The 23,292-nt window shown below is 66.9% G+C and carries 29 protein-coding genes; 12 read left to right on the top strand and 17 right to left on the bottom strand.

Features of this window, described 5'->3' with window-relative positions:
- The 4 genes from PAM7066_RS09245 to fghA all read right to left on the bottom strand — a co-directional run bounded on the left by PAM7066_RS09245 (position 1) and on the right by fghA (position 2,888).
- Entirely contained in the window at positions 1-870 is an 870-nt protein-coding gene (locus PAM7066_RS09245; protein WP_085853869.1) for an SDR family oxidoreductase, read from the bottom strand.
- A gap of 90 nt (positions 871-960) precedes the next feature.
- Positions 961-1,587, bottom strand: a complete 627-nt coding sequence (locus PAM7066_RS09250) for an HAD family hydrolase (RefSeq protein ID WP_085853870.1) — start codon at positions 1,585-1,587, stop codon at positions 961-963.
- Positions 1,588-1,591: 4 nt separating this feature from the next.
- Positions 1,592-2,035, bottom strand: a complete 444-nt coding sequence (locus PAM7066_RS09255; protein ID WP_085853871.1) for a YaiI/YqxD family protein — start codon at positions 2,033-2,035, stop codon at positions 1,592-1,594.
- Between the two features lie 19 nt (positions 2,036-2,054).
- Positions 2,055-2,888 (bottom strand): S-formylglutathione hydrolase, encoded by an 834-nt coding sequence (fghA, locus tag PAM7066_RS09260; protein WP_085853872.1) that lies wholly within the window; start codon positions 2,886-2,888, stop codon positions 2,055-2,057.
- Positions 2,889-3,058: 170 nt separating this feature from the next.
- On the opposite strand from fghA, the gene PAM7066_RS18925 reads away from it, so the two are divergent.
- Entirely contained in the window at positions 3,059-3,205 is a 147-nt protein-coding gene (locus tag PAM7066_RS18925; protein ID WP_175484612.1) for a hypothetical protein, read from the top strand.
- 106 nt (positions 3,206-3,311) lie between these two features.
- Complete coding sequence (locus PAM7066_RS09270; RefSeq protein ID WP_085853874.1) at positions 3,312-3,926, top strand: TetR/AcrR family transcriptional regulator; 615 nt, start codon at positions 3,312-3,314, stop codon at positions 3,924-3,926.
- A 3-nt stretch (positions 3,927-3,929) separates the two neighbouring features.
- Here the strand turns inward: PAM7066_RS09270 and PAM7066_RS09275 are convergent, their stop codons facing one another.
- Positions 3,930-4,649, bottom strand: a complete 720-nt coding sequence (locus PAM7066_RS09275; RefSeq protein ID WP_085853875.1) for an NYN domain-containing protein — start codon at positions 4,647-4,649, stop codon at positions 3,930-3,932.
- 131 nt (positions 4,650-4,780) lie between these two features.
- Between PAM7066_RS09275 and PAM7066_RS09280 the strand changes: the two genes are divergently transcribed.
- Positions 4,781-5,059: an I78 family peptidase inhibitor gene (locus PAM7066_RS09280; protein ID WP_085853876.1), complete on the top strand. Its 279-nt coding sequence runs from the start codon at positions 4,781-4,783 to the stop codon at positions 5,057-5,059.
- Here PAM7066_RS09280 and PAM7066_RS09285 read toward each other — a convergent pair whose 3' ends face one another.
- The gene (locus PAM7066_RS09285; RefSeq protein WP_085853877.1) at positions 5,060-6,691 is read right to left on the bottom strand and encodes a Y-family DNA polymerase; all 1,632 of its coding nucleotides are present in this window, start codon (positions 6,689-6,691) and stop codon (positions 5,060-5,062) included.
- 159 nt (positions 6,692-6,850) lie between these two features.
- Between PAM7066_RS09285 and PAM7066_RS09290 the strand changes: the two genes are divergently transcribed.
- Positions 6,851-7,198, top strand: a complete 348-nt coding sequence (locus tag PAM7066_RS09290; RefSeq protein ID WP_085853878.1) for a DUF2794 domain-containing protein — start codon at positions 6,851-6,853, stop codon at positions 7,196-7,198.
- A gap of 3 nt (positions 7,199-7,201) precedes the next feature.
- Here the strand turns inward: PAM7066_RS09290 and PAM7066_RS09295 are convergent, their stop codons facing one another.
- The 3 genes from PAM7066_RS09295 to PAM7066_RS09305 form a co-directional block, all read right to left on the bottom strand.
- Positions 7,202-8,029, bottom strand: a complete 828-nt coding sequence (locus PAM7066_RS09295; RefSeq protein ID WP_085853879.1) for a C40 family peptidase — start codon at positions 8,027-8,029, stop codon at positions 7,202-7,204.
- Positions 8,026-9,417, bottom strand: a complete 1,392-nt coding sequence (locus PAM7066_RS09300; protein ID WP_085853880.1) for a leucyl aminopeptidase family protein — start codon at positions 9,415-9,417, stop codon at positions 8,026-8,028. The genes PAM7066_RS09295 and PAM7066_RS09300 overlap by 4 nt, the downstream gene beginning before the upstream one ends.
- A gap of 63 nt (positions 9,418-9,480) precedes the next feature.
- The gene (locus tag PAM7066_RS09305; protein ID WP_085853881.1) at positions 9,481-9,852 is read right to left on the bottom strand and encodes a hypothetical protein; all 372 of its coding nucleotides are present in this window, start codon (positions 9,850-9,852) and stop codon (positions 9,481-9,483) included.
- 139 nt (positions 9,853-9,991) lie between these two features.
- Between PAM7066_RS09305 and PAM7066_RS09310 the strand changes: the two genes are divergently transcribed.
- The gene (locus PAM7066_RS09310) at positions 9,992-10,639 is read left to right on the top strand and encodes a carbonic anhydrase (RefSeq protein ID WP_085853944.1); all 648 of its coding nucleotides are present in this window, start codon (positions 9,992-9,994) and stop codon (positions 10,637-10,639) included.
- Positions 10,640-10,696: 57 nt separating this feature from the next.
- Here PAM7066_RS09310 and PAM7066_RS09315 read toward each other — a convergent pair whose 3' ends face one another.
- From PAM7066_RS09315 to pyrF, 3 genes are all read right to left on the bottom strand, one after another.
- Positions 10,697-11,719, bottom strand: coding sequence for an aspartate-semialdehyde dehydrogenase (locus tag PAM7066_RS09315; protein WP_085853882.1), 1,023 nt, complete (start codon positions 11,717-11,719; stop codon positions 10,697-10,699).
- A 66-nt stretch (positions 11,720-11,785) separates the two neighbouring features.
- Entirely contained in the window at positions 11,786-12,574 is a 789-nt protein-coding gene (locus PAM7066_RS09320) for a metallophosphoesterase (protein WP_085853883.1), read from the bottom strand.
- Between the two features lie 35 nt (positions 12,575-12,609).
- A complete protein-coding gene (pyrF, locus tag PAM7066_RS09325) occupies positions 12,610-13,302 on the bottom strand; it encodes an orotidine-5'-phosphate decarboxylase (protein WP_085853884.1) in 693 nt (230 codons plus the stop codon).
- A gap of 116 nt (positions 13,303-13,418) precedes the next feature.
- Between pyrF and PAM7066_RS09330 the strand changes: the two genes are divergently transcribed.
- Positions 13,419-14,207, top strand: a complete 789-nt coding sequence (locus PAM7066_RS09330; RefSeq protein WP_085853885.1) for a hypothetical protein — start codon at positions 13,419-13,421, stop codon at positions 14,205-14,207.
- A 55-nt stretch (positions 14,208-14,262) separates the two neighbouring features.
- Here the strand turns inward: PAM7066_RS09330 and PAM7066_RS09335 are convergent, their stop codons facing one another.
- Positions 14,263-14,505 carry a hypothetical protein gene (locus PAM7066_RS09335; RefSeq protein ID WP_139214979.1) on the bottom strand — a complete coding sequence of 81 codons (243 nt, stop codon included), beginning with the start codon at positions 14,503-14,505 and terminating at the stop codon, positions 14,263-14,265.
- Between the two features lie 251 nt (positions 14,506-14,756).
- Here PAM7066_RS09335 and clpB point away from each other — a divergent pair, with 251 nt between their 5' ends.
- On the top strand, positions 14,757-17,372 hold the full coding sequence (gene clpB / locus PAM7066_RS09340) for an ATP-dependent chaperone ClpB (RefSeq protein ID WP_085853887.1): 2,616 nt from the start codon (positions 14,757-14,759) through the stop codon (positions 17,370-17,372).
- Positions 17,373-17,554: 182 nt separating this feature from the next.
- Positions 17,555-17,758, top strand: coding sequence for a DUF1127 domain-containing protein (locus tag PAM7066_RS09345; protein ID WP_085853888.1), 204 nt, complete (start codon positions 17,555-17,557; stop codon positions 17,756-17,758).
- Position 17,759: 1 nt separating this feature from the next.
- On the opposite strand, the gene PAM7066_RS09350 is transcribed toward PAM7066_RS09345, so the two are convergent.
- Positions 17,760-18,323 (bottom strand): YqgE/AlgH family protein, encoded by a 564-nt coding sequence (locus PAM7066_RS09350; protein WP_085853945.1) that lies wholly within the window; start codon positions 18,321-18,323, stop codon positions 17,760-17,762.
- Between the two features lie 105 nt (positions 18,324-18,428).
- Between PAM7066_RS09350 and PAM7066_RS09355 the strand changes: the two genes are divergently transcribed.
- A complete protein-coding gene (locus tag PAM7066_RS09355; RefSeq protein WP_085853889.1) occupies positions 18,429-19,229 on the top strand; it encodes a protein-disulfide reductase DsbD domain-containing protein in 801 nt (266 codons plus the stop codon).
- Positions 19,230-19,232: 3 nt separating this feature from the next.
- Here the strand turns inward: PAM7066_RS09355 and PAM7066_RS09360 are convergent, their stop codons facing one another.
- Together PAM7066_RS09360 and PAM7066_RS09365 are read right to left on the bottom strand one after the other, a co-directional pair.
- The gene (locus tag PAM7066_RS09360; protein ID WP_090928857.1) at positions 19,233-19,937 is read right to left on the bottom strand and encodes a winged helix-turn-helix domain-containing protein; all 705 of its coding nucleotides are present in this window, start codon (positions 19,935-19,937) and stop codon (positions 19,233-19,235) included.
- Positions 19,909-20,199, bottom strand: a complete 291-nt coding sequence (locus PAM7066_RS09365; RefSeq protein ID WP_085853890.1) for a hypothetical protein — start codon at positions 20,197-20,199, stop codon at positions 19,909-19,911. Before PAM7066_RS09365 ends, PAM7066_RS09360 begins: the two co-directional genes overlap by 29 nt.
- Positions 20,200-20,391: 192 nt before the next feature.
- Between PAM7066_RS09365 and PAM7066_RS09370 the strand changes: the two genes are divergently transcribed.
- The 3 genes from PAM7066_RS09370 to PAM7066_RS09380 all read left to right on the top strand — a co-directional run bounded on the left by PAM7066_RS09370 (position 20,392) and on the right by PAM7066_RS09380 (position 22,790).
- Complete coding sequence (locus PAM7066_RS09370; RefSeq protein ID WP_085853891.1) at positions 20,392-20,832, top strand: hypothetical protein; 441 nt, start codon at positions 20,392-20,394, stop codon at positions 20,830-20,832.
- A gap of 137 nt (positions 20,833-20,969) precedes the next feature.
- On the top strand, positions 20,970-21,605 hold the full coding sequence (gene rnhB, locus PAM7066_RS09375; RefSeq protein WP_085853892.1) for a ribonuclease HII: 636 nt from the start codon (positions 20,970-20,972) through the stop codon (positions 21,603-21,605).
- A gap of 90 nt (positions 21,606-21,695) precedes the next feature.
- Positions 21,696-22,790 carry a site-specific DNA-methyltransferase gene (locus tag PAM7066_RS09380; protein WP_085853893.1) on the top strand — a complete coding sequence of 365 codons (1,095 nt, stop codon included), beginning with the start codon at positions 21,696-21,698 and terminating at the stop codon, positions 22,788-22,790.
- Between the two features lie 189 nt (positions 22,791-22,979).
- On the opposite strand, the gene PAM7066_RS09385 is transcribed toward PAM7066_RS09380, so the two are convergent.
- Positions 22,980-23,270, bottom strand: a complete 291-nt coding sequence (locus PAM7066_RS09385; RefSeq protein WP_085853894.1) for an HU family DNA-binding protein — start codon at positions 23,268-23,270, stop codon at positions 22,980-22,982.
- Between the last annotated feature and the right edge of the window lie 22 nt (positions 23,271-23,292).

Genomic DNA, 23,292 nt, shown 5'->3' on the forward strand with positions numbered 1-23,292 from the left:
TCAGGCGCCGACGATCTTGCCCCCGTTCGGATGCAGCGTCTGGCCGGTGAAGTACGTGCCGTCCGGACCCGCTAGGAACAGGTAGGCCGTCGCGACCTCCCAAGGCTGGCCGGCGCGGCCCAAGGGTGTGCTCTTGCCGAAATCTTCAACCATTTCGGGCGGCATCGAGCCGGGGATGAACGGCGTCCAGATCGGACCCGGCGCCACGGCGTTCACGCGGATTCCACGCTCGGCCAGCGCCATCGCGATCGAGCGCGAGAAGGCCAACTCGGCGCCCTTCGTGGTCGAATAGCCCACCAGCTTGTCGTTGCCCTTGAAGGCGTTGACGCTGGTGGTGTTCACGATGGTTGCGCCTTCCTTCAGGTGCTTCAGCGCGGCCTGCGTGACGTGGAAGTAGCTTTTCACGTTCGAGCGGAGCATGTCGTCCAGCCGCTCTTCGGTCAGGTCCTCGTCGATGGGCCAATCCAGGTATTGCTGGGACGCGTTGTTCACCACGATGTCGAGCTTGCCGTAGTGGGCCACCGTATCCTCGACGACCTTCGTCGCGTGGGCCTTGTCGCCCAGATCGCCTTCGAAGGTCAGGCATTCCGAGCCTTCGTCCTCGACGATCTTCTTCGTGTCCTCGGCGTCGCGGCTTTCCTCGCGATAGGCGATGGCGATCTTCGCACCTTCGCGGGCGAACAGGGCGGCCACGGCACGGCCGATGCCGGAATCACCGCCGGTGATGAAGGCAACCTTGCCCTCGAGCTTGCCGACGCCCGGAAAGCGGGGCTTCCAGTCAGGGGCCGGATCCATCTCGTACTCACGGCCGGGCATGGTGTCCTGCGCCTGCGGCTTGATCTTCGGGTCGTTCACGACGTCCTTGGTCATGATCTGTCCTTCCACTGGTTACACGTCGGCATGCGCGCCGTTCGATCACTCAAACCGCGTGCCTCGTCCCATGTTCCAGCATGTCGGAAATCAGCCTGCGCGGGCCTCGGCGGGGCTGAGAAGGCCCTCGTCCACGAAGCGCTGGCGCAACCCGGCGGGGCCGTCGAACAGGTGCGTCTTCCAGCCTCGCGCCTCGGCGGCGCGGATGTTCGGGGCGCTATCGTCGGTGTAGAGGATCCGGTCCGGCGCGACCCCGGTGTCGCGTTCAAGGACGGCATAGATCTCGGGCGAGGGCTTCACCACGCCCAGGTGCCCCGAGACGACCATGCCGTCGAACTCGGTCAGCGCCGGCCAGAGAGACTGGGCGTATTCGAACGTCTCGCGGCCGAAATTCGTCAGCGCCCAGACCGGGATGCCCTTGGACCTGAGCGCCCGCAAAAGCGAGACGCTTTCCGGGATCAGCGGGCCCGCCATCTTGTTCCAGTGGTCGCGCCAGCCGAGCACGTCCTTCTGCCAGCGCGCATGTTTCGAAGCGGTGTCCTCGACGGTCTTGTGCCAGGGCTCGCCCGCGTCGATCCTGAGGTTCATCTCGTGCAGCGGCACCTCGCGGAACAGGCGCACCCGCGCGACATGGCCCATGGCCTTGTCGTAATAGCCCTCGGGGTCCCATTCCAGCAGGACACGCCCGATGTCGAACACCACAAGATCGACCGCCATCGCCTTATCCCTTCGCCTGCCTGACGACGCGCTCAAGCGCGTCGCGGAACCGTGCCCGGTCGGCTTTTCCGAAGGGCTTGCCGCCGCCCTGCCGGAACGGGTCCGCCGCACGCAGGTCGGCCATCAGGTCCCGGGACGCAAGAGCGGCGCCGACATTCGTCTGGGTCAGGACCTCTCCGTTCGGCTTCACCACGCGGGCGCCTGCCGAAACCGCACGCGCGGCAAGCGGAATGTCGCCCGTCACCACCACGTCGCCCGAGGTGCAGCGGTCGGCGATCCACATGTCGGCCTCGTCCGCGCCCTGGTCGACATAGATCATCGCGACCAGCGGGTTGGACGAAGGGCGCAGCCCGCCATTCGATACCATCGCGACACCAAGGTCGTGGCGCGTGGCGACGGCCTCGATCTCGGCCTTTACCGGGCAGGCATCGGCATCCACGTAGATCAACTGCGGCCCCCTTGTGCGATCACCCGTACAGCGCCTCGGCGTGGAAGCGGATGTGATCCTCGATGAAGGTCGAGACGAAGAAGTAGCTGTGGTCGTAGCCCGGTTGCAGGCGGAACGACCCCTGCTGCCTCGCGTCGGCCATCGCACCGGCCAGCGCGCCCGGCTTCAGCTTGTCCCAGAACTGATCCGCGGTCCCGGTATCGACCAGCACCGGCCCGTCGAAGCCACGCTCGCGCATCACCTCGCTCGCGTCGTGCTTTCGCCATGCCTCGCGGTCGTCGCCGAGGTAGAGGCCCAGCTGCCGCGTGCCCCAGTCGCTGTCCATCGTCCGGCACATGGGCGAGAAGGCCGAGATGCTGGCGAAGCGTTCGCTGCCGAGGCCCATGCCGATGGTCAGCGCGCCGTGCCCGCCCATGGAGTGCCCGGTGATCGCCTGCCGGTCGAGGTCCACCGCAAACTCCTGCCCGATGAGCCGGGGAAGCTCTTCGGTCACGTAGTCCCACATGCGGAAATGCTTCGCCCACGGGTCCTGCGTCGAATTCACGTAGTAGGACGCGCCCTGTCCCATGTCGAAGCTGTCGTCGTCGGCCACGCCCTCGCCCCGCGGAGACGTGTCGGGAAAGCAGATCGCGATCCCGTATTCGGCGGCGAATTGCTGCGCCCCCGCCTTGGTCATCGCGTTCTCGTGGGTGCAGGTCAGGCCCGACAGGTACCACAGGATCGGCACCGGCCCGAACCTGGCCTCCTCCGGCAGGAACAGGCCGAAGGTCATATCCGTGCCCGTGGCCTCGCTCGCGTGAGCGTAGACCCCCTGCACACCTCCGAAGCTCGCGTTTTCCGACTTGGTTTCCATACCGTTCCCTCCTGAGGCCTCCACGCCATAAGAAAGCCCACGCGCGGCACGGTCAACGCGGCCCGCTCTCCATGTCAGAAAATTAAACCGAACGGTTCAGTTTTTTCTTGATCCCGGTCGCGGCCGGACTTTAAGTGAACCATACCGTTCAGTATGGAATCAAAAACGCCATGACCTTCACCTTCATCAAGGGCGCCATGCTCGCCGGCGCCATGATCGCCCCGCACGCCGACGCCGGACCCGGCACCACCCGCAGCGCAGCGCCCGAGGCGCCCGCAATCGTACTGACAGTGCCGGCGCAGTCCGCAACCCATTGATACGCGCCCCAACGCGCCCATGTGACCTTCACCGGAGCCGCGGGTCGTTGCTGCTCCGGGCCTTTCCCGCCTAAAGTGGCGGGCGGTTGTCGTCGGGGGTGCCAGCATGAATATCGAAGCGCGGGTCAAGAAGGGTCGGAAGTACGACCAGGTTCTGGAAGGCGCGCGCGAAGTCTTCATGTCCGACGGGTTCAGCGGCGCATCGGTGGACAGCATCGCCAAGCGGGCTGGCGTCTCAAAGGCCACGCTCTACAGCTATTTCCCCGACAAGCGGCTGCTTTTCATCGAGGTCGCCTCGGCCGAATGCAGGCGCCAGGCGGCCGAGGCAGTCGAGCATCTCGATTTCGGCCTCCCCCCGCGCGAGGTGATGACCCGCGCCGGCGCCGCCTTGATGGACTTCATGTTCTCCGAGACTGGCCAGCAGGTCTTCCGCATTTCGGTTGCGGAATGCGAGCGTTTCCCCGAGATCGGCCGCGCGTTCTGGGAAAACGGTCCCGGGATGCTCGAAAACCTGCTCACGCGCTATTTCGACCTGGCCATCGAACGCGGCGAGCTTGTCATCGATGACAAGCCGCTCGCCGCCCACCAGTTTGCCGAGCTCTGCAAGGCCGTGGTCTTTCCCCGGCTTTGCCTGTGCATCCAGCCCGACTTCTCCGCCGCCGACCGTACCCGTGTCCTCGACGGCGCGGTCGAGACCTGGCTGGCCCGCTACGGCGTCTGAGCCTCAGTCCACCCGGCGCAGGTGAAGCTGGTTGCCGACCTTCTTCGTCTCGAACCGCTTCAGCTCCATCACAAGGTCGCTCAGTTTGCGCTTGCCGTAGGTGCGGGTGTCGAAATCGGGATGCTCGGCGGTGATGTACTGGCCGATCTGGCCCAGGGCGTACCACTCGTCGTCCTGCTCGATCCGGTCCATCGCGTGGAGGATCAGCGGCACCGCCTCGATCGGAGCGATCTTGCCTGCGGGCGCCTTTCCCGAATCCGCCTGAACGGGTTGGATCGGCTCGTCCACGATGTTCTCGATCAGGATGAAGCGGTTGCAGACGTTGCGAAGCGCCTCGGGCGCCTTGCCCTCGCCGATGCCGATCACGTCGAGGCCATTCTCGCGGACCCGGTTGGCCAGCGCGGTGAAGTCGCTGTCCGAGCTGACCAGAACGAACCCGTCGAACCGGCCCGTGTGCAGGATGTCCATCGCGTCGATGACAAGGCCGATGTCGCTGGCGTTCTTGCCCACGGTGTTCGCCGTTTCCTGGTGAGCCACGAGGCCCAAGTCGCGGACCTTCTGGCTCCAGTTGTTCAGCCGTCCCGACGACCAGTCGCCATAGACCCGGCGCAGCGCGGGCTCGCCGAACTTGGTGATCTCTTTCAGGATCGGATCGGCGTATTTGGCCGGGATGTTGTCGGCGTCGATCAGGACGGCGTAGAGCGGGCGGTTGCGCTCGGGCATGGACACCTCTGGGATGGCGGAACGGTCGCCTCAGCCGTGATCGAAGCGGGGGGCCTTGTCAAACCGGCCCTTTCCTCGGACGCGCTCCGGCACATCTTGTTCGGCACCTGTCCCTTGCCGGATCCGCGCCCATGCACCACTCCATCGTTCCCGTCGCCTGCCTCGCGCTAGCGCTCGCCGCGTGCCAGACGACCCCCGCGCCTCCTGCCGAAGCCAGCGCGTGCGAAGCGACCGCGCAGCGCCTTCAATCGACCCAGCTCGGCACCCCGGTGGACGCGATCGACGCCACGGGACCCGCCGGCCGCCGCGTGATCGGCCCGGACATGGCCGTGACGATGGATTTCGTGCCCGGCCGGCTGAACCTCGAGACCGATGCGGACGGCCGCCTCACCCGCGCCTATTGCGGCTGATCACGCGAAGGCGCCTTGGCAGAACCACCCCGAGGACAGCCCCGCCCCGTGGGCGAAGTACATCCACAGCCGCTCACCGCCCTCGCAGGTCACGCTCCAGTAGTCCCGGACGCCCGTCCGCCAAGCCGGGTCGTCCAGCCACCATTCCGGCGAGATGCGTTCGGGCCCGGAGGCGCTCAGGGCGGTCATGTCCCTGTTCCTCCACCTGAACTGCTTGGGCACGGCGGGGCTTTCGGGGGCCGTCACGGGGTCCGGGGGCCAGATCAGGTGCGGCCGGGCCACTGCCGGCGCGGACCAGCCCGTCGCGGGGTCGGACCACGCGGCGGCGAGGATCTGCACCTCCTTCTCGGGGATGTGGCTGTCCGAAGGCGCCACCCGGGTGATCCTCTCGAGCCCCACCCGCGCACCGATCCGCCCCATCAGATCGTCCAGCGGCGTGCCCGTCAGCCGCGCCTTGGCATCATCCGCAGCCTCCACGTGTCCCCGATGCTGGTGGACCTTCACGGGCTCGGTTTCGGTCGCGACCAGGCGCACCATGTCGATGCCGAACCCGGCCTCGATTCCCGGGACCTTCATCGCCAGAAGCTGCCGCAACCGCTCCGGCTCCCACGAGGGGCGCGCCAGACCCGCCTCGGCCGCGCCCATCGTGTGGTCGGCCCGGTGACATTCCAGCCGGATCCGCCGCGCGCCCAGCCCCTTCCGCTTCAGCCTTTCGCACAGCGCCGGCAGCAGGCGATCCACCGCGGCCATCACGTCCGCCTCCAGCCCGATCGGGTCGGGCAGGCTCAGCCGCGCGGCGAAGCGCGTTTCTGGCCGGGCGGGTGAGACAGGCTCGGGCGCGAGGCCAAGCGCCTGGTCGAGCCGGAACACCAGGTGCTGACCGAACCGCCGGGCCAAGGCGGCGCGCGGCTGGTTGGCCAGGTCATCGATCCGCCTGAGGCCCAGACGTCCGAGTTCGGCCACCAGATCAGCATCGAGCCTCAGCCCCGCGACGGGCAGCGCCGCGATGGCAGTCCGCGTGCTTCCCGGCGCCGCGATCCGCCCTCGGGGGGGCGATCCGGCAGCCGGTCCGGCGTGTCGCCGCTTCGCCGCGCGCGAGCGGGTCGCCGGGGCCTCCTGGTCGATCGCGTCCCCCGACCGGCCCGGCTCGGCCCGTCGCCCGGAATAGCGCGCCAAGGCCCAGGCCGCCCCGACCGTATCGGCAAGCCCGGCCTGCACGGTCAGCCCCAGCGTCGCGCAATCCCCCTCGATCTGCGCCAGAAGCGCAGCCTCCCCTCCGAAAAGATGCGCGCAGCCCGTCACATCCGCGAGCAATCCGGTGGGCGCTTCCTCTGCGACCCAAGGACTGAACTTGCCCAGCCACCGGGAAAGCGCGAACAGGAACGCGGCCTCGGCCGCGGGCGCTTCCCACCTGGTGGCAAGGTGGGGGCACATCGCCCGCGCATCCCGAAGCGCCTGCCCCACCCGCAATCCGGCCGCCGCCGCCGTAGGGCTCACGCTGACAAGCACCTGCGCGCCGCCGCGATCCGCGGCGACAGCCAAGGGCACGCCTGCGGGATCGCTCCCGCGGCGCAGCAGCCGTTCCGCCCCCAGATGCGGAAACGACAGCGAAAGGATCCGTCGATGCTCCATGAGCGTCCCGTGGCAGCAGGATGTTCACGCTAAGTTCTACCTCAGCTAGAGCAGAATCAGCCCGGGAGTCGAGTCCAGAGCCCGGCGGAAATGCTGCCGAATTTACGGACATCGTGCGACAGACTTGCCAAACACCCGCGCCTTCCCCACATTTTCAGGATGACCGTCATGACCCCCACGCCGTTCCCCGGACGGCCGGATCCACATGCCAAGGTCGCCTTCGACCGGCAGGAGCTCAACCTGATTCTCGGCCTCTACGGACGCGCCGTAGCCGCCGGCGAGTGGCGCGACTACGGCATGTCCTTCCTCCGGGACGTCGCGGTGTTCTCGATCTTCCGCCGCACGGCCGAGCACCCGATCTACCGGATCGAGAAGCGCCCGAAGCTGCGCGGACGGCAGGGCATGTACGCCGTGATCGGCATGAACGGCCAGATCCTCAAGCGCGGCGGAGACCTCAAGGCCGTCCTCGGCGCACTCGACCGCAAGCTCATCCGCGCCATCGAGTAGGGCCTACAGCCGCCGCCGCGACGTCACCGGCCCGTCCCCCTGCCCCTCGATCCGGGCGATCGCGGCCTCGATCGGCTCATAGGTCACGGCCATGTGGTGAGCGTTCGCGTGGATCAGCACATCGCCATCCACCGCCATGGCCACGTGCCCCTTCCAGAAATAGAGATCCCCGCGCGCGGGCGGCTCGTCCCCGAGGGGCTGGCCAAGCACCGCCTCTTGCAGATCGCTGTCGCCCGGGCAGGGGAGATGACAGGCGAGACAGGCCGCCTGGACCACTCCCGAACAATCGATCCCGTCGCTGGAGTTTCCGCCCCAGAGATACGGCACGCCGAAGAACAGCTGCGCGACGCTGGCCGGGTCGGTAAAGGGGCGGTTCGCGGGCGTCAGGTGCGGCCGAGGGACGTGCAGCCCCGCGTCGGTCTCGAAGAAGCGGTCGCTACCGGCCACGACCCTGAGCCGCGCGCCGAAGGAAAGGCGCGCCACGGCTGGCCGCTTCATGTCGGGCGCAGAATACAGATGGGTCGCCGGGACGCCGACGACATGAGTGACGGTGACCGGTTCGCCCAGGTCAGCCTCGGAGAGGTAGCCTACATACCCATCCTTGCGGGCCCGCAGAAACGCCATGCCTGCACGGCGTTCGTAGATGTCGACCTCCTCGCCCAGCAGAAGCTGCCGGTCGCGGGCTGTGCGCTCGGGCGTGGACCACAGGTCGGCCACCGGGACGGTGATCGAGGCGGGCTCGGGCGCGACGAAACGATCCGCCTCGACGCGGCCCATCAACTCGCGCGCGGCAACCCGGCCATTCGCGGGGGTCAGGCGACGGTCGGTCATGAGAGCCCCGACAGAGCGTCGAACAGCGCCCGCGCACCTTGTCCGGCCCCGCCCTTCGGCCGGGCCGGCGCCGCGTTGGGGTTCCAGCCGTAGATGTCGAAATGCGTATAGGTTTCAGGTCGCGCCACGAACCGGCGCAGGAACAGGGCGGCCGTGATCGATCCCGCGAAGCCGCCCTTGGGTGCGTTGTCCAGATCGGCAATTCCGGGTTCGATCATCGTCTCGTAGGGCGCCCAGAACGGCATGCGCCAGAGCGGGTCGCGCACCTTGTCGCCCGCCGCGGCGAGCGTTTCGGCGAACCTGTCTTCACCCGTGTAGAACGGCGCCAGATCCGGCCCCACGGCAACGCGGGCGGCGCCCGTCAGGGTTGCCATCGACACGATCATGTCCGTCTCGGACTCGGAGGCGAGGGCGAGGGCGTCCGCAAGCACGAGCCGCCCCTCGGCATCGGTATTGTTGACCTCGACCGTCAGCCCCTTGCGCGAGGTCAGGATATCGCCGGGCCGGAAGGCAGAGCCCGAGACGGCATTCTCGACCGCCGGGATCAGGACGCGCAGCCGCAGGTTCAGCCCGGTCGCCATGATCATCCGCGCCAGGCCCAGAACCGCGGCGGCCCCGCCCATATCCTTCTTCATCAGGCCCATCGACGCGCCCGGCTTGAGGTTCAACCCACCGGTGTCGAAGCAGACCCCCTTGCCCACCAGCGTCACCCGCGGCCCGGTCTCGCCCCAGTTCAGGTCGATCAACCGGGGCGCGCGATCTTCAGGCGCCGCCTGACCGACCGCCTGGATCAGCGGGAATCCTTCGGCCAAGGCAGGCCCTTCTATCACCCGCGAGTCCGCGCCGAATTCCGCAGCAAGATCCGTCGCGGCGGCGGCGAGGTCGGCCGGCCCCATCTCCCACGCCGGGGTGTTGATGAGGTCGCGGGTCAGCGCCTCGCCGGCCGCGATCGCCTCGATCCGCGCGGCGTCGCAGCCGTCTGGCGCAACCAACGTGGCTTGTGGTGCCGGGGCCGCGGCATAGCGATCGAACCGGTAGCCCGCGAGCAACCAGCCAAGCGCCGCCTCGTCCCGCGCGCCGGGCTCGAGCGGCGTGGCGATCCGCCACGCGCCCGCCGGAAGCGCATCGCGCGCCGCCGCCACCGAGAACCGGTGCTGCGCGCGCCGATCCTCGGGACCCAAACCCACAATGGCCTGCTCGGGCCGACCATCGGCGCCGGGAACGACCAGTGTTTGCCCCGCACCGGCCTTGAACGACGACGCCTCGAACCAGGCGCGCGCGACGGGACCCGCGCCTTCAGTCCAATCCGCCAGCCCCTCTGGTCCGAGCACGTGAAGCGGCAGGGCGTCCGAAGCGTCCTTTTCGAAGGTCAATGCGGGATTGGACATGGGCGCGCTCCGTCGGTCGATGAGGTCGCCGACCCTAGCGCGCTCATGCCCAGCCGCAATCCCTTAGCCAGGTCGATCCTGCAGTTCCCAAACCTCCTCGAAGAACCCTTGCCCGAGCCGGAGGAGCCGCGCGACGTTCGCCGCCAAAGCGGCCCCGTCCTCGGTCCGCGCAAGCGTTTCCACTGTGCGCGCGACACGGGCAATACGGTTGAGGCCGAGCGCACTGGCCCTCCCTGCCACGAAGCTCGCCGAATTGCGCAGCACCGCCCCGTCCCGGTCGTGCCAGGCCAGCGAGACACGGCTCAGTCCGGCCATCAACTGGTCGAGATCCGTATCCAGCCGTTCGCCCCGCTCGGGTCCGTCGGGCGCAGCCCCGAGAAGGCGCCAGGTATCCTGCCGCGCACTTTCGCGCAGCCGCAAACTTACGACAGTCATCTTCTTCCACTCCTCTATCCCCACCTGAGACAATGCCACGAAGCGGTAAGGGAGCGGTTTATGCCGGTCGGAAAGCGCGTTGGAAAATAGTGATGATCAGGTCTAGATCCGCAATGATTCGAAAACCAAGGATTGCATGATGACTTCCGTGAAGCCGCTGCCGCAATACCTCGTCACTCGCTATCACGGGTGGAAGGCCACCACCTTCGCCGAAAATCACGCCTGGTATCGCCGCCTTGCGACCGAGGGTCAGCGCCCGCGCGCCATGGTGATCTCGTGCTGCGACAGCCGCGTGCATGTCACCTCGATCTTCGGCGCGGACCAGGGGGAATTCTTCATCCACCGCAACATCGCCAACCTCGTCCCGCCCTACGAGCCGGACGGCAACCAGCACGGCACCTCGGCGGCGATCGAGTTCGCCGTCACGTCGCTGCAAGTCGCGCATCTGATCGTGTTGGGCCATTCGCTCTGCGGCGGGGTTAAGGGATGCTACGACATGTGCTCGGGCAACGCCCCCGAGCTTGAAGAGAAATCGAGCTTCGTTGGCCGCTGGATGGACCTGCTGCGGCCGGGATTCGAGCGGCTGTCAGAAGGCTCGGACGAGGATCGCCAGACGCAGCTGGAATACGAGGCGGTCCGGACCTCCCTCGACAACCTGATGACATTTCCCTTCGTGCGGGAAGCGGTCGAGGCCGACCGTCTGTCGCTGCACGGCTGCCACAACGACATCGCCGAGGGCGGCCTGAAGATGCTCAACCCCCGGACCGAGGACTTCGAACCCGTCTGACCCGCGGCGAGCCAAGCCCGCCGGACTGCCGCAAGAGCGTCACCCGGCGGGATCAGGTCAGCCCTTCTTCAGCACTTCGCGCCCGAGAAGCTCGGCTATCTGCACCGCGTTCAGCGCCGCGCCCTTGCGCAGGTTGTCGCTGACGCACCACAGGGAGATGCCGTTCTCGATCGTCGAATCCTGGCGAATGCGGCTGATGAAGGTCGCGAAATCGCCCACGCATTCGATCGGGGTGATGTAGCCACCGTCTTCGCGCTTGTCGACGACCATGATCCCGGGCGCTTCGCGCAGGATGTCGCGCGCCTCGTGCTCGTCGAGGAACTCCTCGAACTCGATGTTCACCGATTCCGAGTGGCCGACGAAGACCGGGACGCGCACGCAGGTCGCCTGGACCTTGATCGAGGTGTCGAGGATCTTCTTGGTCTCGGCGACCATCTTCCACTCTTCCTTGGTCGAGCCGTCATCCATGAAGACGTCGATATGGGGAATGACGTTGAAGGCGATCTGCTTGGTGAACTTTTTCGGCGGCTTGTTGTCGACGGGGTTGTAGATCGACTTGGTCTGGTCCCACAGCTCGTCGATCCCCTCTTTCCCCGCGCCCGAGACGGACTGGTAGGTCGAGACGACGACGCGCTTGATCTTCGCCCGATCGTGCAGGGGCTTCAGCGCCACCACCATCTGCGCGGTCGAGCAGTTGGGGTTCGCGATGATGTTCTTCTTGGAATACTCGTGGATCGCCTCCGGGTTGCACTCGGGCACGATCAGCGGGACGTCCGGGTCGTAGCGATAGAGCGACGAATTGTCGATCACGACGCAGCCGGCCTTGGCAGCCTTGGGAGCATAGGTCTTCGTCGCGTCCGAGCCGATGGCGAACAGCGCCATGTCGAACCCTGCGAAATCGAACGTGTCGAGGTCCTTGGTCTTCAGCGTCGTGTCGCCATAGCTGACTTCGGTGCCCAGCGACTTCCGCGAGGCAAGCGCCACCACCTCGTCGGCCGGGAAGCCGCGTTCGGCGAGGATGCTCAGCATTTCGCGGCCCACGTTGCCCGTGGCGCCGACGACGGCGATTCTGTAGCCCATGGAAAACCCCTTTCTCGGATCGCGGCCCCTTACCGTATCGAGGCGCCGCGGGGAAGAGGGCGCGCCCTAGCGCCCGGGCTCCAGCGGTGTGCGCCCGTCTTCGTCCAGCGTGAAGATCGACCCGCCCTCGATCGCCACCGGGACCAGCGGATTGCCGAACCCCGCGCCGCCGTCGATGTTGACCCGGTTGCCGTGATGGGCGGGGAAGTCGAGCGCGGTATGGCCGTGGATGACCAGCCGTCCGTGATCGGCCGAACTTTCCAGCCAGCCCTTGCGAATCCACAGAAGGTCGTCCTCGTCCTGCTCGTGCAGCGGGATGCCCGGCCGCAGCCCCGCATGGACGAAGATCAGGTCGTCCGTCTCGTGGAACAACGGCAGGTCTTCGAGGAAGGTGCGGTGCGCCTCGGGGATGGCGTCCCGCGCGGCGCGGGCGAGTTCCGCCTTGGACACCGACCGGCCGTCCACCTCGTAGCTGGCCAGCGTCTCGACACCGCCATTCATCAGGAAACCCTGCGCCTCGCCATCGAGCCCGTAGGACCCCAGTGTCCGGCTGCCGCCAAGCGCGCGGTGGAACCACGACTTGCCCGAGCCGATGCGGTCATCATTCTCGGCTTCGGCCTCAAGGAAGCGCTGGAACATCCGGTCGTGATTGCCCTTGCAGAACTTCCACGGCCGCCCCGCGTCCCGGCCGGCGATCAGCCGGTCCAGCACCCCGCGGCTGTCCGGTCCGCGGTCGGTATAGTCGCCGAGGAAGTAGATCTGCGCGTCAGGCCCGCCGTCGGCATCGATCAGCCCGAGCGCCCGGTCGAGCTGCGCCGAGAAGCCGTGAATGTCGCCGACGGCGTAAAGGGTCATGGGTCGCTCCTTCGGGGGTTCGTCCGCGATCTAAGTCAGCCTTCGAGCTCGTCCACGATGGCGCGCGCGGCGGCGGCCGGGTCGCTGGCCTGCCAGACCGGGCGGCCGACGACGATGTGGTCCGCCCCCGCCTCGACGGCGCCGCGGGGGGTCGCGATGCGCTTCTGGTCGCCGGAGGCCGCCCCTGCCGGGCGCACGCCGGGCGTCACGATCAGCCGCCCCTCGGCCTCGGACAGCGCGCGGATCGCAGCGGCCTCATGCGGCGAGGCGATCACCCCGTCGGCCCCGGCGGCAAGGGCGCGGGCGGCGCGCTCGGTCGTGACTTCGCCCAGATCGCCCGCGCGGATCATCGCGTCATCGAGGTCGCCCCGGTCGAGCGAAGTCAGGACGGTCACCGCCAGGATCTTCGTCTTCGTTCCGGCCGCCCCTTCCATCGCCGCGCGGACCACGTGGGGGTCGCCATGGACGGTCAGGAAGTCGATGTCGAACTGGCACAAGCCGCGCACCGCCTGCTCGACCGTCGCGCCGATGTCGAACAGCTTCATGTCGAGGAAGATGCGCTTGCCGTGGTCGTCCTTCAACTCGCGCGCAAGCGCGAGGCCGCCCATGGTCAGCATCCCCAACCCGATCTTGTAGAACCCCACCGCGTCGCCCAGCCGGTTCGCCAGCTTCAGCCCGCTCAGCGCGTCGCCCGTGTCGATCGCCACGATCAGCCGTTCGTCCGCCATGCGTTACCTCCTTGATTTCGGATCGCTCTGCCCCATCTGCGGCGGAGCGACAAGGCGGGAACAAGCCCTCACACCGGCCCGTTCCAAGAAGACAGACATCCGAGCGGAGGCATCTCATGGCCAATTCACCCAAGGGATCGGGCAACCCGCTCCTTCCCATCGCGATCATCGGCGTCGTCGTCGTTGCGATCATCGCCGGCGTTCTTGCCATCAGCGAGGAAGAGGCGCCGCCGGACGAGCCCACCGTCATTGCCGAGGACAGCGTCGAAGGCGAACCCGCCGGCTCCGGCACCCTGCCCGAGGGAGAACCCGCCGGCATGGTCGAGAACGAGGGTCCGATCGCCGACGAGACAGAGGAAGGCATCACCGAACAGGTGGATGACGTCGAACCGGCGGCCGACGGGGTGGAAGCGGTTCCCGCCGCCGATGATGTCGTCACCACTGGCAGCGACGTCGAGGGCGAGACCGATGCCGACGAGCAGGTCTCGAACACCGTCGATGACACTCTGGACGGCGCCGAGACCTCTACCGAGACCTCGGATGGGGTAACCCCCGAGCTTCTCTCGACCGAGGCCACTCAGGCCGGTGGTGCCGATGGCGTGCAAAGCGAGGAACCCGCGGCGGCCACCCTGCGCGTCCCCGATCAACCCGCGACCGAAGAGTTCCTGATCGACGAGGAAACCGTCGGCACCGGCGATGCCGAGAATGTCGACACCCCCGGGCCGCAAGACAGCACCGAGCCCGGGGTGCTTCCCGCCGGTCGGGACGCGCAGACCAACCTCGACCCCGAAGAGTGCCAGGACATCGTGCGCGACAGCGACACGGGCGGCGCCGCCTTCATCCCGACGCCGTCGGGCCCCGACGCGAACACCCGGGAAGAGTGCCTCGATACCGAGGAGGAGTAACGAAAAAGACCGGCCCTCAGGGGCCGGTCCTTTGTTCTCCGTCAATGGATCAGGCCTAGGCGGCGTGGTCCATCTGGCCAGATGCATCGCGGCGCATGACGTAATCCGCGAGACTGGCCGCGTTCTCCAACAGCCTGACCCGCAGGGTCTGCGTTCCCCGATCCGTCACGTTCGTGCGGACACGAACCGGACGGGCGGCCTCGCCGGCCCGCTTGATGAGTAGGGTCACGTACGCTTCGACGCGGCCGAAGTCGCGGTCGCGGCGGACGTGGTCGAATGCGGCATCGAGTACGATCATGCCGGCACCTCCGGGTATGATTTTCGCGGAATCGCCTGTCATCTTTTCTGTCTTTCGCTGCTCGGTCGGGGTGCACCCCCATTTGGCAAAATGACGCGCAGGCATGTGGATAAGTTCCCGTCAAGCGATCACTCGACCGTGAGATGGGATCTTGATGAGGTGTTGCCTCCTCCCCATCTATGCGGCGAGGCCCTGCGAAAACCGTGCCATAACGGGCGGTTGGCGGGGCGCTTGAAGAGGAGAGAAAGCAGATGAACCTCGAGAAGTTCACCGAGCGGTCACGCGGCTTCATTCAGGCCGCACAGACCATCGCCATGCGCGAAAACCACCAGCGGCTGGTGCCTGAGCACCTGTTGAAGGCGCTTCTGGACGACGACCAGGGCCTTGCCGCGAACCTGATCACGAAATCCGGGGGCTCGCCCCAGCGCGTGGCCGAACAGGTCGAGCTTGCGCTTGGCAAGCAGCCCAAGGTCTCGGGCGATGCGGGACAGGTCTATCTGGACCAGCAGACGGCGCGCGTGCTGGACGAGGCCGAGAAGCTTGCCCAAAAAGCTGGCGACAGCTTCGTGCCGATCGAACGGATCCTGACCGCGCTTGCCATGGTGAAATCCAAGGCCAAGGACGCGCTGGATGCGGGCGCCGTGAACGCCCAGAACCTGAACGCCGCGATCAACGAGGTCCGCAAGGGCCGCACCGCCGATTCGGCCACGGCCGAGGAAGGCTACGAGGCGCTGAAGAAGTACTCGATCGACCTGACCGCGCGCGCCCGCGAGGGCAAGATCGACCCGATTATCGGGCGTGACGACGAGATCCGCCGCACCATGCAGGTCCTGTCGCGCCGCACCAAGAACAACCCGGTGCTGATCGGTGAACCCGGCGTCGGCAAGACCGCCATCGCCGAGGGCCTCGCCCTGCGCATCATCAACGGCGACGTGCCCGAATCGCTGCGCAACAAGAAGCTGCTGGCGCTCGACATGGGGTCCCTGATCGCAGGCGCGAAGTATCGCGGCGAGTTCGAGGAGCGCCTCAAGTCCATACTGAAGGAGATCGAGGCCGCCGCGGGCGAGATCGTTCTGTTCATCGACGAGATGCACACGCTTGTCGGCGCCGGGAAGGCCGATGGCGCGATGGATGCGTCCAACCTGCTGAAGCCCGCTCTCGCGCGGGGCGAGTTGCACTGCGTCGGCGCCACCACGCTCGACGAGTACCGCAAGCATGTCGAGAAGGACGCAGCCCTCGCCCGTCGCTTCCAGCCGATCCTGGTCGAGGAGCCGACGGTGCAGGACACCGTTTCGATCCTGCGCGGCATCAAGGAGAAGTACGAACTGCACCACGGCGTGCGGATCAGCGACTCGGCCCTCGTGGCGGCGGCAACCCTGTCGCACCGCTACATCACCGACCGTTTCCTGCCCGACAAGGCGATCGACCTCGTGGACGAGGCCGCCAGCCGCCTGCGGATGGAGGTCGACAGCAAGCCGGAGGAACTGGACGCGCTCGACCGCGACATCCTGCAGAAGCAGATCGAGGCCGAGGCCCTGCGGAAAGAGGACGACCAGCCCTCGAAGGATCGCCTTGCCACCATCGAGAAGGACCTTGCCGAGCTGCGCGAGCGTGCCGCCGAGATGACCGCCAAATGGCAGGCCGAGCGTGACAAGCTCGACACCTCGCGGCGCCTGAAGGAAGAGCTGGACCACGCCCGGATCGAGCTGGACCGTGCCAAGCGCGAGGGCGACTTCGCCAAGGCCGGCGAGCTGCAATATGGCCGCATTCCCGATCTCGAGCGCAAACTCGGCGAGGCGGAAGAGCGCGAGGACGAGCTGATGGTCGAAGAGGCCGTCCGCCCCGAACAGATCGCGCAGGTGGTCGAACGCTGGACCGGCATCCCGACCTCGAAGATGCTGGAAGGCGAGCGCGACAAGCTGCTGCGCATGGAAGAAGAGCTGGGCAAGCGCGTCATCGGCCAGAAGACCGCCGTCCGCGCCGTGGCGAATGCTGTGCGGCGGGCGCGCGCCGGTCTGAACGACGAGAACCGGCCGCTCGGCTCGTTCCTGTTCCTCGGACCCACCGGCGTCGGCAAGACCGAGCTGACCAAGGCCGTTGCCGAATACCTCTTCGACGACGACCAGGCGATGGTGCGAATCGACATGTCCGAGTTCATGGAGAAACACGCCGTCGCCCGCCTGATCGGCGCCCCTCCGGGCTATGTCGGCTATGACGAGGGCGGTGTCCTGACCGAGGCCGTGCGCCGGCGTCCCTACCAGGTGATCCTGTTCGACGAGGTCGAGAAGGCCCACCCGGACGTGTTCAACGTCCTGCTGCAGGTGCTGGACGACGGCGTTCTGACCGACGGGCAAGGGCGGCACGTCGACTTCAAGCAGACGCTGATCATCCTGACCTCGAACCTCGGGTCGCAGGCGCTCAGCCAGCTTCCCGACGGGGCGGACAGCGCGACGGCCAAGCGCGACGTGATGGACGCGGTCCGGGCGCATTTCCGGCCCGAGTTCCTGAACCGGCTGGACGAGACGGTGATCTTCGACCGCCTCGGCCGCGAGGACATGACCGGGATCGTCGAGATCCAGCTGCACCGGCTGGAACAGCGGCTTGCCCAGCGCAAGATCACGCTCGACCTGTCCGACGCCGCCCGCAAGTGGCTGGCGGATGAAGGCTACGACCCGGTCTTCGGCGCTCGCCCGCTCAAGCGGGTGATCCAGCGCGCGCTGCAGGACCAGCTGGCCGAGATGATCCTGGCCGGCGACATCGAGGACGGCGCAACCGTCATGGTCGACGCTGGGTCCGACGGACTTCTGGTGGGCGACCGGGTCGCCGCATCGAACCGGCAACCGCCGCAGGATGCCGTGGTTCACTGATCGGCCGCGCAACGAAAAGAAAGGCCCCGCCCAACCGGCGGGGCCTTTTGCTTTTGCGACAGAACGTAAAATTTGCTGCGTTGCAGCGAGTGCATGGCGGCCTTCGAAATGTGGATGTTCTCGCTATCACCAAATAGGCCCATGTAGGGGCCAGAAGGAAACGAACCCTACAGGAGGCTACCATGGCCGCTTTGACAGACATCCGCTTCGACACGAGCATCATCGCCCGGACCCGCACCGCGATCCGCACCCACCTGGCCCGTCGCGCCGAATACAACCGCGTCTACAACGAACTGGCCCGCATGAGCCAGCGTGACCTGGACGATATCGGCGTTGCGCGCGGCAACATCGACGCGATCGCACGCGAGGCGGCGGCGGGCTATTGAGCTACGCTCGCCCGCCTTCGGCGGACAGCATGATGGGATCGATCCCCAACGTCTCGATCGCCGCGATCCACTTGCCGGAGTGGTCGTCGGAAAAAACAAGGTCCGGGTTTGCATCGGCGATCAGCCAACCGTTTTCGGCGATCTCCTCTTCCAGCTGACCCGGACCCCATCCGGCATATCCCAAGGCGACCAGCGACTTTTCGGGCCCGCCGCCCTCGGCCATCGCCCTGAGTATGTCCAGCGTCGCCGTCATTCCGAACTGCGGATCGATGGACAGGGTCGTGTCATCCTGGCGGTAATCGGCGTCGTGCAACACGAAGCCGCGCGAGTTTTCGACCGGCCCGCCGAAATAGACCAGCTTGTCTCCGCCCGACTGGCCCTCGATCGAGAGCTGCTCGAACAGGTGGCCCAGCCCGATTGACGGGGCCGGCTTGTTCACGATCAACCCCATCCCGCCATCGGCGCCATGGGCGACGACGACCACCACGCTCTTTTCGAATCGCGGATCACCCATGCCCGGCATGGCGATGAGAAGCTTCCCGGTCAGTTCGGTCACATCTGTCATGTCCCTGAACATGGCGTGACCCAAGCGCCGCGCAACCCTATCCCTGTGCCAACGTCTCGCGGTTGTGACTTTTCCCCGCGGCACATCGATCGCTATGGAACAGGTATGCGATATTTCCTGTTATGCGCGATCTTCGCCATCCTTTCCCCCGCCGCCCATGCCGACAGCCACGCGGTGAAGGGGTTCAGCCTGCTGCCCGGCTGGCGGATGGAGGACGGCCGCCACATGGCAGGCCTCGAAATTCGGCTCACCCCGGGCTGGAAAACCTACTGGCGGCGCCCGGGCGAGGCCGGCATTCCGCCCAGCTTCAACTGGTCCGGCTCGCAGAACGTCGCGGCAGTCCGGATCCACTGGCCGGTGCCGAGCGTCATCCGCCAGAGCGGCATGCGCTCGGTGGTCTACGAGGACGGGGTCGTCCTGCCGATCGAGGTCACGCCGAAGGATGCGACCGCGCCGATCTCGCTTCGGCTGGGGGTCGACATGGGCGTCTGCAAGGACGTTTGCGTGCCGGTCGAGGCCACGGCGCGGGCCGAACTGTCCCCCGCCCCGGTGCGCCAGGACGCGCGCATCCGCGCGGCTCTGGCCGACCGACCGTTCACCGAGGGCGAGGTCGGGCTGGCGACCGCCCGGTGCGATGTGCAGCTTGCGCCCGGTGGCGGAGCGCGCCTGTCGGTGCAGTTGAACATGCCGCCGCTCGGCACGGTCGAGGAAATCGTGTTCGAACCGTCGGACCCTAGCCTCTGGATCTCGGAGCCGAAGACCCACCGCCAAGGCGGCATCCTGATGGCCGAGGCCGATCTTGCCGCTCCGCGCGGCCAGCCGCTGGCCCTAGACCGGGAGACGCTGCGTATCACGGTACTGGGCGAACGCGGCGCGGCCGAGATCATCGGCTGCGACGCAAGCTGAGCCTCAGTTCATCCGGATGACGTCCTTGTCGATCGACAGGACGTAGCCGCGCCGGGCCACCGTGCGGATCAGAAGCTCGCTGACCAGCTGGTTGCCCAGCGCATCGCGCAACCGCTTGATCCGGGTCGCCCCGGCGGCCTCGTCGCAATCGGGCAGCTTGCGTCCCGAAACCATCGATTCGATCTCGGCCCCGGTGAGGATGTCGTCGTCCATCCGGGCCTCGGCCAGCACGCTCAGCGTCTCGATGGCCGCCTCGGTCAGGGTGAACTCCATGTCATTGAGGCTTACCGATCGCGATTCGCGCGCGATGTGCAGCGACGAGACCTGGATGCCCGACCGCTCGATCTCGCCCAGGCGACGATAGAGCGAGACGAGGATGACCAGGAACACCAGCGCCGCGATCAGAAGCGCCGTGGCGAAGACCAGCAGCACGAACAGGACCACGCGGTAGCTCGCCAGAACCTCGGAGAAGGCGGTGCCCGACTGCGCGAGGATCTCGAGCAGGCGAATCGTCTCGCCCCCGGTCAGGTCGGCGTTCTCGACAAAGAGACGCTCGACCCGCGCGTTGAAGGCGTTGGCATCGGGAAGGCTGGTCAGCAGAAGCGCCGCGGTGATCCCCAGGATCGCAACGACCGCCACGACGCCGCCCCCGATCAGGCGGGCGATCCCCTTCGAGCTTTCAGTAACGGAGGTAATACGCGCCAGCATCGCCTTGTCTCTCTTCCGCCTCCGCCTCGGTGAGGCGATCCATCACGGTCAGAAGCGTCCACCCGTCCACGGCAATCCGCTCGGCCACCGCGAGCGCGGGTTCCTCGCATTCAGCCTCGTCCAACTGGATCACCCCGTAATGCAGTTGCAGGGGTCCGTCCCGCTTCGCCTTGTAGTCGACGATACACTCGGCCCGCGCCGCGGCGGCGGACAAGCCGAGTGCTACGGTCACGATGAAGGCTATGCGGGTGGCGCGGGTCATCCTCTGTCCGGTCCTTGTCTACTGGCGCATCCCGTCTCGGTCGGCGCCACCTGTCATGCAATGACTGCCTGAGACATGCGGCGCCGTCATCGCATGACAAGGCACCGTCATTGCCTGTCCGAAGGGGTCGACCCTATCCCTTTCCTCACACAGACGGGGCCGAGCCCAGTCATCCTCAAACCGGAGGCTCACATGTTTCGCACCCTCGCCGCCGCGGCTATCGGCCTGACCCTCGCGGTCGCACCGATCGCAACCGCCCCCGCCCAGGCGCTCGACGACCGGCAGGCGGCCGGCATCATCGCGGGTGCCGTGATCCTCGGGCTCGGCGCGGCGCTGTCGCAGAACGGGAATGTCGATGTCGAGGTCCATGCGGGCCAGCCCAATCGCGGCTACGGCCATTCCCGCCGCGGATCGGTTCGCGCCCTGCCCGGAAGCTGCCTGCGCCATCTCGACACCAGGCGCGGCACCTACAGCGTGTTCGGCCAGCGTTGCCTCGCCCGGTCCGGGGTCAACCTGCGCCATCTGCCGCGCCGCTGCGAGACCGACATCCGCGTCAATCGTCGCCTGGCCCGCGTCTACGAGGCGCGGTGCCTGCAGCACAACGGATGGAGGGTCGCACGCCGCCACTATTGAGCGTGCGCCCTTCGCACGGTCTGCCCTGTCTAGAATCGCACATCTCGGGCAGCGGACCGTGCAACCTGGGGCGGGGGCCATGTGCCCTCGCCCATTTTTGTATTGCGGGATGGCTGCCCTGACGGCATCCCCGCCCCATGCCTGACCTGTTCCTGGAATCCCGCCTGCACGCGCAGGGTGCCCGAATCGTCGCCGGCGTCGACGAGGTCGGCCGTGGCCCTCTGGCCGGCCCCGTGGTCGCCGCGGCGGTGGTACTGTTTCCGTGCAACGTCCCGGAGGGGCTCGACGACAGCAAGATGCTCGACGCGCCCACGCGCGGCCGCTTGGCGGGCGAAATCGCGCTCTGTGCCCATGTCGGCATCGGCGAGGCCAGCGTGGAAGAGGTCGACCGGATCAACATCCTGCAGGCGACCTTCCTCGCCATGTGCCGCGCGGTCGAGGCGCTGCCGGTCGCGCCCGACGCCCTTCTGATCGACGGAAACCGCCTGCCCCCGGTGCTGCCCTGCCGGGCCGAGCCGGTCGTGAAGGGCGACAGCCTGTCCATGTCGATCGCGGCCGCCTCGATTGTGGCAAAAAATTGTCGAGATCTGGGCATGTTGACCCTCGCGCAACAATTCCCCGGTTATGGCTGGGAGACGAACATGGGCTACGGCACGGCCGCGCATCTGCTGGGACTGAAAAGACACGGTGTGACCACACACCATAGGCGCACGTTCAAGCCGGTCCACAACATCTTGGTTCAAGAAGATTTTGCGATCTGCGACAGCAAATAGTCTTTGAAAGCCGGCACCGGCCCGGACAATCTGCCTGACATAACAAGCGGCCCACCAAAAAAAAACCGGGCTGCAAATTGAGGCAGTGAAATGACGCAGAGCGGACCGGAGGCAGCGACCCTGCCTCTCGACAGTATCGTGCGCGGTGATTGCATCGAGGTGATGGAGGGCTTGCCGGAGTCCTCGGTCGACCTGATCTTCGCGGACCCCCCCTACAACCTTCAACTGAAGGGCGACCTGCACCGTCCCGAAGGCAGCCGCGTGGATGCGGTTGACGACGACTGGGACCGTTTCGCCAGCTTCGAGACCTACGACGCGTTCACCCGCGCGTGGCTCAAGGCGGCGCGGCGGGTTCTGAAACCCGATGGCGCGATCTGGGTCATCGGCTCGTACCACAACATCTTCCGGGTCGGCGCCTCGCTTCAGGATGCGGGCTACTGGATCCTGAACGACGTGGTGTGGCGCAAGACGAACCCCATGCCGAACTTCCGCGGCAAGCGCCTGACCAACGCCCACGAGACCCTGATCTGGGCCGCCAAGAGCGAAAAGTCACGCTACACGTTCAACTACGATGCGCTGAAGGCCCTGAACGAGGGCACGCAGATGCGATCCGATTGGACGCTGCCCATCTGCTCGGGGCACGAGCGGCTGAAGGGCGCGGACGGGCACAAGGCGCATCCGACGCAGAAGCCGCAATCGCTGCTGCACCGGGTCCTGGTCGGCTCGACCGATCCCGGCGACGTGGTGCTCGACCCGTTCTTCGGGACGGGGACGACCGGCACCGTGGCCAAGATGCTGGGCCGCCGCTTTATCGGGATCGAGCGCGAGCAGGCCTATATCGATGCCGCCGAAGAGCGCCTGAGCCGCGTGCGCCCCTACGAGAAGGCCGCGCTTTGCGTCAGTCAGGGCAAGCGTTCCGAACCCCGCGTGCCGTTCGGAACGCTGGTCGAACGGGGCCTCCTGCGCCCCGGTGAGACGCTGGTGAACTCCAAGGGCGTGATGGCCAAGATCCGCGCGGACGGGACGCTGTGCAGCGACAAGCTGACTGGCTCCATCCACCAGGTCGGCGCGGCCATCGACGGCGCGCCCTCGTGCAACGGCTGGACCTACTGGAGCTTCATCCGGGACGGCCAGCGCGTGCCCATCGACTCTCTCAGGCAACAGATCCGCGCCGAGCTCATCTAAGCCCAGGCGCGCCAGCGGTTACCGCCAGTGCCGACGGAGTGTGCCCCCATGTGCGGGCGCGTCCGATCGGCACTACCTTGGCCCCGCCATCCTTCGGGATGCGCGGGGCTTTTTTTGCCCGCACCAGAAGCCCAAAAGAAAAAGGCGCACCTTCCGGCGCGCCTCGTTTCCTCTCCGAAGAGCGGAAAATCAGTTGTTGACGCTGTCCTTCAGCGCCTTGGCGATGGTCATCTTCACTACCTTGTCGGCGTCCTTCTTCATCTGCTCGCCGGTGGCCGGGTTGCGCACCATGCGCTCGGGCCGCTCGCGGCAGTAGATCTTGCCGACCCCGGGAAGCGTCACGGCGCCGCCCTGCGAGACTTCGTCCGTGATGATCTGGGTGATCGCATCGAGGGCCTCGGTGGCCTCTTTCTTCTGCGTTCCCATCTTCTCGGCAATGGCGGTGACGAGCTGAGATTTCGTCATCGGTTTCTGGGCCATGGATCACTCCGTTTTGTTTCGC

Origin of the sequence: Palleronia marisminoris (genome assembly GCF_900172315.1) — a bacterium.
GTDB lineage: Bacteria > Pseudomonadota > Alphaproteobacteria > Rhodobacterales > Rhodobacteraceae > Palleronia > Palleronia marisminoris.